The following is a 6,016-nucleotide window of genomic DNA, read 5'->3' as shown; positions in this document are numbered from 1 at the left end:
CCTGAGAAATCCGGCAGCCCAATATCGGTTAGAATAAAATCAAAACGGTGGCTCTGAGCTAGTTCATAAGCTTTCGTTGATGTTTCCGCCTGCATAACGCGACAGCCAGCTTTGGTCAATACGTCAGAAGCAATTTTACGAGCGATAAAATTGTCTTCGACTAAAAGCACAAACGCACTTTCATTCTCAGGGGTGATTTCAAGGTTGGAATAAGATTGTTTTTGAGGCAGGGCAGTCTCTGGTTCAACGCCACTTATCTTCGTGGCAGAAGCTTTTTTCATTGGAATGGTTAAGGCGATGGTGGTACCTTTCCCTTCCTCGCTTTGAATTTCAACACGTCCATGAAGTTTCTCAAGGTAATCGCGTACGATGTGCAAGCCAATCCCATAGCCATCAAAATTACCTTCATAAGACGAGGTGGAGCGATAAAACTGGTCAAAGACTTTATGGATGTCCTCTTCAGGAATGCCAATGCCGGTATCAATGACTTTGAAGCACAGTTTGATGTCTTCTTCCTGTTCCTCGACTAAATTCACTTGAATGGTAATTCGACCGTAATGAGTAAATTTAATGGCGTTGGATAAGATATTTAATAAAATCCGATACACTTTTTCTTTGTCAGAAAGGACAACATCGGGCATATTGGGCCCCACATCCAGTTTAAAATCAATGTCTTTGAGTTTAAGAGAGGGAAGTTCTAGCTCAAAGAGGTTGTTTAACATTTCTTTGATGCTAAACGATTTCAGATTGAGTTTTTTCTTGCCTAATGACTTGGCTGAGACCAGCTCTAACACCGCGTTTAAAAGCGATAACAATTGCTCGCCGCTGATGTTTAGCATGTGCGCGTATTCTTTAATACCGTCGTCTTTTGCCTCATCTTCTAAGATGCTAGATATGCCAATGATGCCCGATAGTGGCGTTCTAATATCATGACTCATGTTGGCGATAAATTCGCTTTTGGCGCGGTTGGCAACCTCGGCTTTTTCTTTTGCCAGCTTTAGTTCTTGCTCTGTATTTTTTAGCTTAGTGATATCTATGGTATTACCCATAATACCTATGACTTCACCATTTTCATCAAACAGGGGGCTTTTTACCGAGAGTTGTTCAATTATGGTTCCATCTTGAAGGGTGTTTCGTTCTTCGTTAGATACGGGTTTTTTTGTTTCAATCACTGTTAGATCATTTTCGCTGAATCGGTCAGCGGTTTCTTTAGTAAATAATTCATAATCTGTTTTTCCGATAACATCAGACTTTTGGTTGGCCACTTTCATGCTTTTAAGTGATTCCATACCTTTGTTATTTACCCCTAGCCAGACACCATTTAAATCTTTCCAATAAATATCGCCAGGAAGTTGATCAAGCAGACTAATAAGCTTTTGATTGTCAAGCTTTAACTGCCTGTTCTCTTTTTCTATTTCTATGTTAGAAGTTGTACTGCTTTTACGATCTTCCTGTTTCAAAATGCTCCCTTTTGTGTTGTTGTTGGCCTATTGGTTTGTTATAATGCTCTTTCTCTTTACATAGTGACAAAGGAATGCGTAATATGATTCTTACTTGCTTTCATAACCAACCTCGTATTTCTCAATCTCTTAATAGTAACCATATGACAAATTTGCCTGTTGTAGATAATTTATTAAAAGAAAATCAGCATTTTTTAAGACAAGAACCCCTTAAAAATACAGTTATTGTCTATGTTCATCATGCACTTCAAACCTCCATTAATGTCATTAATAGTTTGCTAATGTTAGGTGCAAAACCTGCGTATATTTACATTTTAGGTAAAAGTTACTCTGAAAACAAAGCGGTTGTAAAACATTTGAAGGCTTTAGGGATTACTTATATCGACTCATCAGATCAGATTGGATTTGGTGAATACAAGCGTGCTTTTCAATCAGATATAAATCACTTATGGACCCTTGTTGAAAAACATATGGATGATGGCATTAAAGATATTTTGGTTTTAGATCATGGTGGTCATGCAATACAATCAATACCACAAACAATAAAAAGTTCTTATCGAATAATTGGCATTGAAAAAACAACGGCTGGAACTATGGGGTATACATTAGAGAACAAACCTGATATCCCCATTATCAATGTCGCTGGTTGTGCAGCCAAACGTTTACTGGAATCACCCTTAATTGCTGATGCTGTTTCTTTCAAAGTTGGGTCAATTATCAAAACCATTTCTAAAGAAAAAATTTGCGCTGTTGTTGGTTATGGAGCGATCGGTAAGTCAGTAGCAAGCGTGCTAAAAAACCAAGGTAAACAGGTTTTGGTTTACGATAAAAATTATTTGATTTCCGATAATGTTTCCCTTGAGGATATTATTGAAAAGTCTGATTATATTTTTGGTTGTACAGGAACAGATATAACACTTAACATCGTTCATTCAATTGTTGAAACACAAGGATCAAAGGTTTTTCTAAGTTGTTCCTCGGAAGATAAAGAGTTTTTATCGTTATTAAAAGAAGTAACAAAAGATAGAGATTTTTCCCAGGATCAATTATTTAGCGACGTAATATTTAATACTAAAAATGACGGAAAGATTGTTCTTGTTAATGGTGGTTTCCCAGTAAACTTTGATGATAGTGGTGAATCAGTTCCAGCCAGAGATATTCAGCTAACCAGGGCTTTAGTTATTGGTGGGGTTATTGATGCAATAAAAATGCGACAAGGCTATAATGATTTTCAAAATGATTTATTTAAGCTTTCAGCTGATATTCAAAAAACAATTGTTTCCAGTTGGTCAAACGAGCGTTTATCTGAAAATGAAATACCAGGGTTGTTCAAAAGCGTTAAATTGATTGAAAAAGAATCTTTAGGTGTGATGCCAATGGTTTCTGGAATTAAAGCTGTACCAATGGGAAGAATTGATGCTCGTTGCAGTAAGAAAGTATAAGTATACAGCTCTGTACATGACAAAAAACCTGTCATGCCCGCGCAGGCGGGCAACCATCCATCAAAATAATCCAATGCCCAAATCAAGCCACTGGGGGTTGTTTTGCTCGATAAGGTTTATTTTCCATTGTAGGTTCCACTTCTTGATGCGTTTTTCTCTGGTTATTGCTTCGTAGACATCAGAATGAATTTCATAATAAACCAAATGATGAACTTTGTACTTTTAAATTGGGATGGCCGTTCCTTTGAAAACAATGCCGAGCATTAAAATATTGATGTCTGATTTTCCCCAATGCCAATTGGTTCGATCCATGCTTAAATACCATTGCCCACCACTCACAAAAAACAATTTAAAAATAAATCCTGCTATTTGATGGTAATCCAAAGAAAATTCGGAAAAAATCGTTGTATTCTACGGTACCTTGACGCTTGGAGGGCGTCACTGAATACAACACAAGCCAATTTGTTTAAATTAACTGTACGCGTAGCAAGCAATGCAAGCAACATAGTTACAAAACATGTCATTCTCGCCTTGTTCCAGCCAAAATACATATTTAAACTATCCTTCAACTCGCTGATACACTCCATATAACCTCCTTTTGACGATCGAGATTATATGATTTTCATTCTATGGCAGCGAGTTATCTTAAGTTACTTCAGTGCCAAGCCAGAAATGGTTGCCCGCCTGCGCGGGCATGACAGGTTTTTTTGTCATGTACAGAGATTAAAAACTCAAACCTATGGACTCGATAGAGAGAAATAGCTTAGGGAAGTGCTTGTAATTAGAAAGAGTGAAAATTCAAAATTTAATTAAACATTGGAGGATTATGCCGCGTTCCTTGCGGCTTGATTCATCCCTGATTCAAAATAGTCCATATTTAACAATCTCTATTATCCTCACAAAAACAGTTTATCAAAGCCCATAAATAAGTCATGATGAAAAGAGAGCGAGCATTTGTAAGAGATTTCTCAAAATAGTTTGAGTCTTAAAAACGATGGGTTTGTGAACACTTTCTGAACGAATTTAAATTGGCGGATTTACCCCCTAAATCGATTCATAAATGCTGTACTTAAATCAAAGTTCGTTATCTTTGATCCTACCTCGATTAGCCGTACACCTTATTAAAGTTATTGAATTGTTAGAGCAAAGCGAAAAGACTTTGAGACAAGTGGCAAGAGAGCTAGGGGTAGCAGAAAATAATCTCTATTATATGGCTAAAAGGAAGAGTTAGACCTCGCCAACAGAAAGATAAGCTTTTGTCAGAAATTCTGCGGCATAAGTTTGACGAGTCGCGCCAAACTTATGGTATACCACGCTTGCAGCAAGCATTACGTAAGCAAGGAAAATATCATGGGAAAGCTCGGATAAAGTGGCTTATGCAACAAGAAGGATTGAAGCCTAAAGCGGCAAGACGATTTAAAGTGACCACAGACAGTCGCCACTCAAAGCCTGTTGCGGAGAACTTACTGGGAAGACAATTTAATCCTATTGCTGCCAATATTTCCTGGGCTTCTGACATTACCTACATCCATACTGATGAAGGATGGCGGTATTTAGCCACCGTAATCGATTTATATAATCGAAAAATTGTAGGTTGGAGCATGGGAACACGCCCGGTTACTGGCTTGTTGAGAAGGCTTTAGTTATGGCTATCCACCGCAACAATCCACCTAAAGGGGTTATTCATCATTCCGATAGAGGCTCTCAATAATGTTGTAATGCTTATCAATTCCTTCTTAAAAAGCATGGCTTTGTTTGCTCCATGAGTGGCTCAGGTAACTGTTATGATAATGCGGTCATGGAAAGCTTTTTTCATACCTTGAAAATTGAAGCGATTTACGGGGTTACTTTTAAAACTAGAAAAGAGGCTCAATTAGCTCTATTCGATTACATTGAAGTGTTTTACAATCGCAAACGCATCCATTCATCTCTAGGGTTTCAAACTCCCAGCAATTTTGGAATGGCTGCATAATGTTGGTGTCCGGTTTTTCGAGGCAGGATCAAGATGCTTCAATACAAAAAACATCCACCATGAATAGCATATCGCGGCGTTGGCCATAAAACCAACTGTTGAGAGATGTGATGTCAAATGGGTTCGCAATCATGTGGTATAAATAAATCAATTTGATTTAACAAAGGGCATGAAAATTGGAGGAAATTTTTGACATCAAAACCATCACTGGCATAGTATACTCTGACGTGTCTCTTCAGCACACAAACGTTTAAGTAAAAACACAGGATTGCGGGTGCAAGGAATGATGGGCTAGGGTTAGGGGTCAAGCAACGATCGCGCCCAACGGTGAGCAATCGAACCATATCTAGCACCCAGCATTCGATTTTAGCCTATCTTCAGCAAGGAGCGCCCATGAAACACCAGTTATTCTTATCACTTACCGCAGCCGGCGTGCTGGCCAGCCAGTCTTTTGCGGGCACCATGGGACCAATAACCCAAAAAAACTGGTCGTGGATAGGCTCTATCAGCGCAGGCCCCGTCTGGGCTAGGGGTGGTGAGACGCAGACGTTTTTTCTAGCACCGGATGTTGAAAAAACCTATGTCGCCAGAAAATCCAGCAACGCACTCGCCTCAGGCGAGCTTTTTTTAGGCCTACAAAAACCATTGGCCACCCAATGGCTAGGCCAACTGGGACTGGCCGTGGCCACCACCGGTAATGCCAAACTTCAGGGTGTGATATGGGATGATGCCGACCCCCAGTTTGATAATTACAACTACCAATACAAAGTACGCAACACTCGCTTGACGGTAAAAGGCAAGTTGCTGCTTGATAAAGGCTATTGGCTGATGCCCTGGGTGGGTGCGAGTGGTGGGGTTGGTTTTAACCGCGCCCATGACTTCACCAATACACCCCGGATTTTTGAAGCAGTGCCTAACGCCAATTTCAGCAACCAGACGAAAACCGCGTTGACTTATACCTTAAGTGCCGGCGTACAAAAAGCGCTTAACGACCACTGGCAGGTGGGTGCGGGCTATGAATTTGCTGACTGGGGTAAAAGCACACTAAGCCGTGCGACAGGCCAAAGCTTGAATTCAGGGCTAGCGCTTGATCATTTGTATACCAATGGCGTTTTGTTTAACCTCACTTACCTGGCATAAGG

Annotated in this window: 5 protein-coding genes; 4 read left to right on the top strand and 1 reads right to left on the bottom strand. The window is 39.8% G+C overall.

Annotated elements, in window-relative coordinates; translation table 11 throughout:
• Positions 1–1,460, bottom strand: a 1,460-nt coding sequence (locus tag E1O47_RS07445) for a PAS domain-containing hybrid sensor histidine kinase/response regulator (protein WP_133130630.1), incomplete at its 3' end; no start/stop codon positions are given.
• 83 nt (positions 1,461–1,543) lie between these two features.
• Here E1O47_RS07445 and E1O47_RS07440 point away from each other — a divergent pair.
• The 4 genes from E1O47_RS07440 (at position 1,544) to E1O47_RS07420 (ending at position 6,014) form a co-directional block, all read left to right on the top strand.
• The gene (locus E1O47_RS07440; RefSeq protein WP_165475072.1) at positions 1,544–2,902 is read left to right on the top strand and encodes an NAD(P)-dependent oxidoreductase; all 1,359 of its coding nucleotides are present in this window, start codon (positions 1,544–1,546) and stop codon (positions 2,900–2,902) included.
• Positions 2,903–4,098: 1,196 nt separating this feature from the next.
• Positions 4,099–4,545 carry an IS3 family transposase gene (locus E1O47_RS07430; protein ID WP_133130628.1) on the top strand — a complete coding sequence of 149 codons (447 nt, stop codon included), beginning with the start codon at positions 4,099–4,101 and terminating at the stop codon, positions 4,543–4,545.
• 119 nt (positions 4,546–4,664) lie between these two features.
• A complete protein-coding gene (locus E1O47_RS07425) occupies positions 4,665–4,874 on the top strand; it encodes an IS3 family transposase (protein WP_133130627.1) in 210 nt (69 codons plus the stop codon).
• Between the two features lie 393 nt (positions 4,875–5,267).
• On the top strand, positions 5,268–6,014 hold the full coding sequence (locus tag E1O47_RS07420; protein WP_133130626.1) for an outer membrane protein: 747 nt from the start codon (positions 5,268–5,270) through the stop codon (positions 6,012–6,014).
• Positions 6,015–6,016 lie beyond the last annotated feature (2 nt).

The sequence above is a fragment of the Legionella yabuuchiae genome (genome assembly GCF_900640115.1).
Classification (GTDB): domain Bacteria; phylum Pseudomonadota; class Gammaproteobacteria; order Legionellales; family Legionellaceae; genus Legionella_A; species Legionella_A yabuuchiae.
This window is presented reverse-complemented; position numbering and strand designations above follow the sequence as displayed.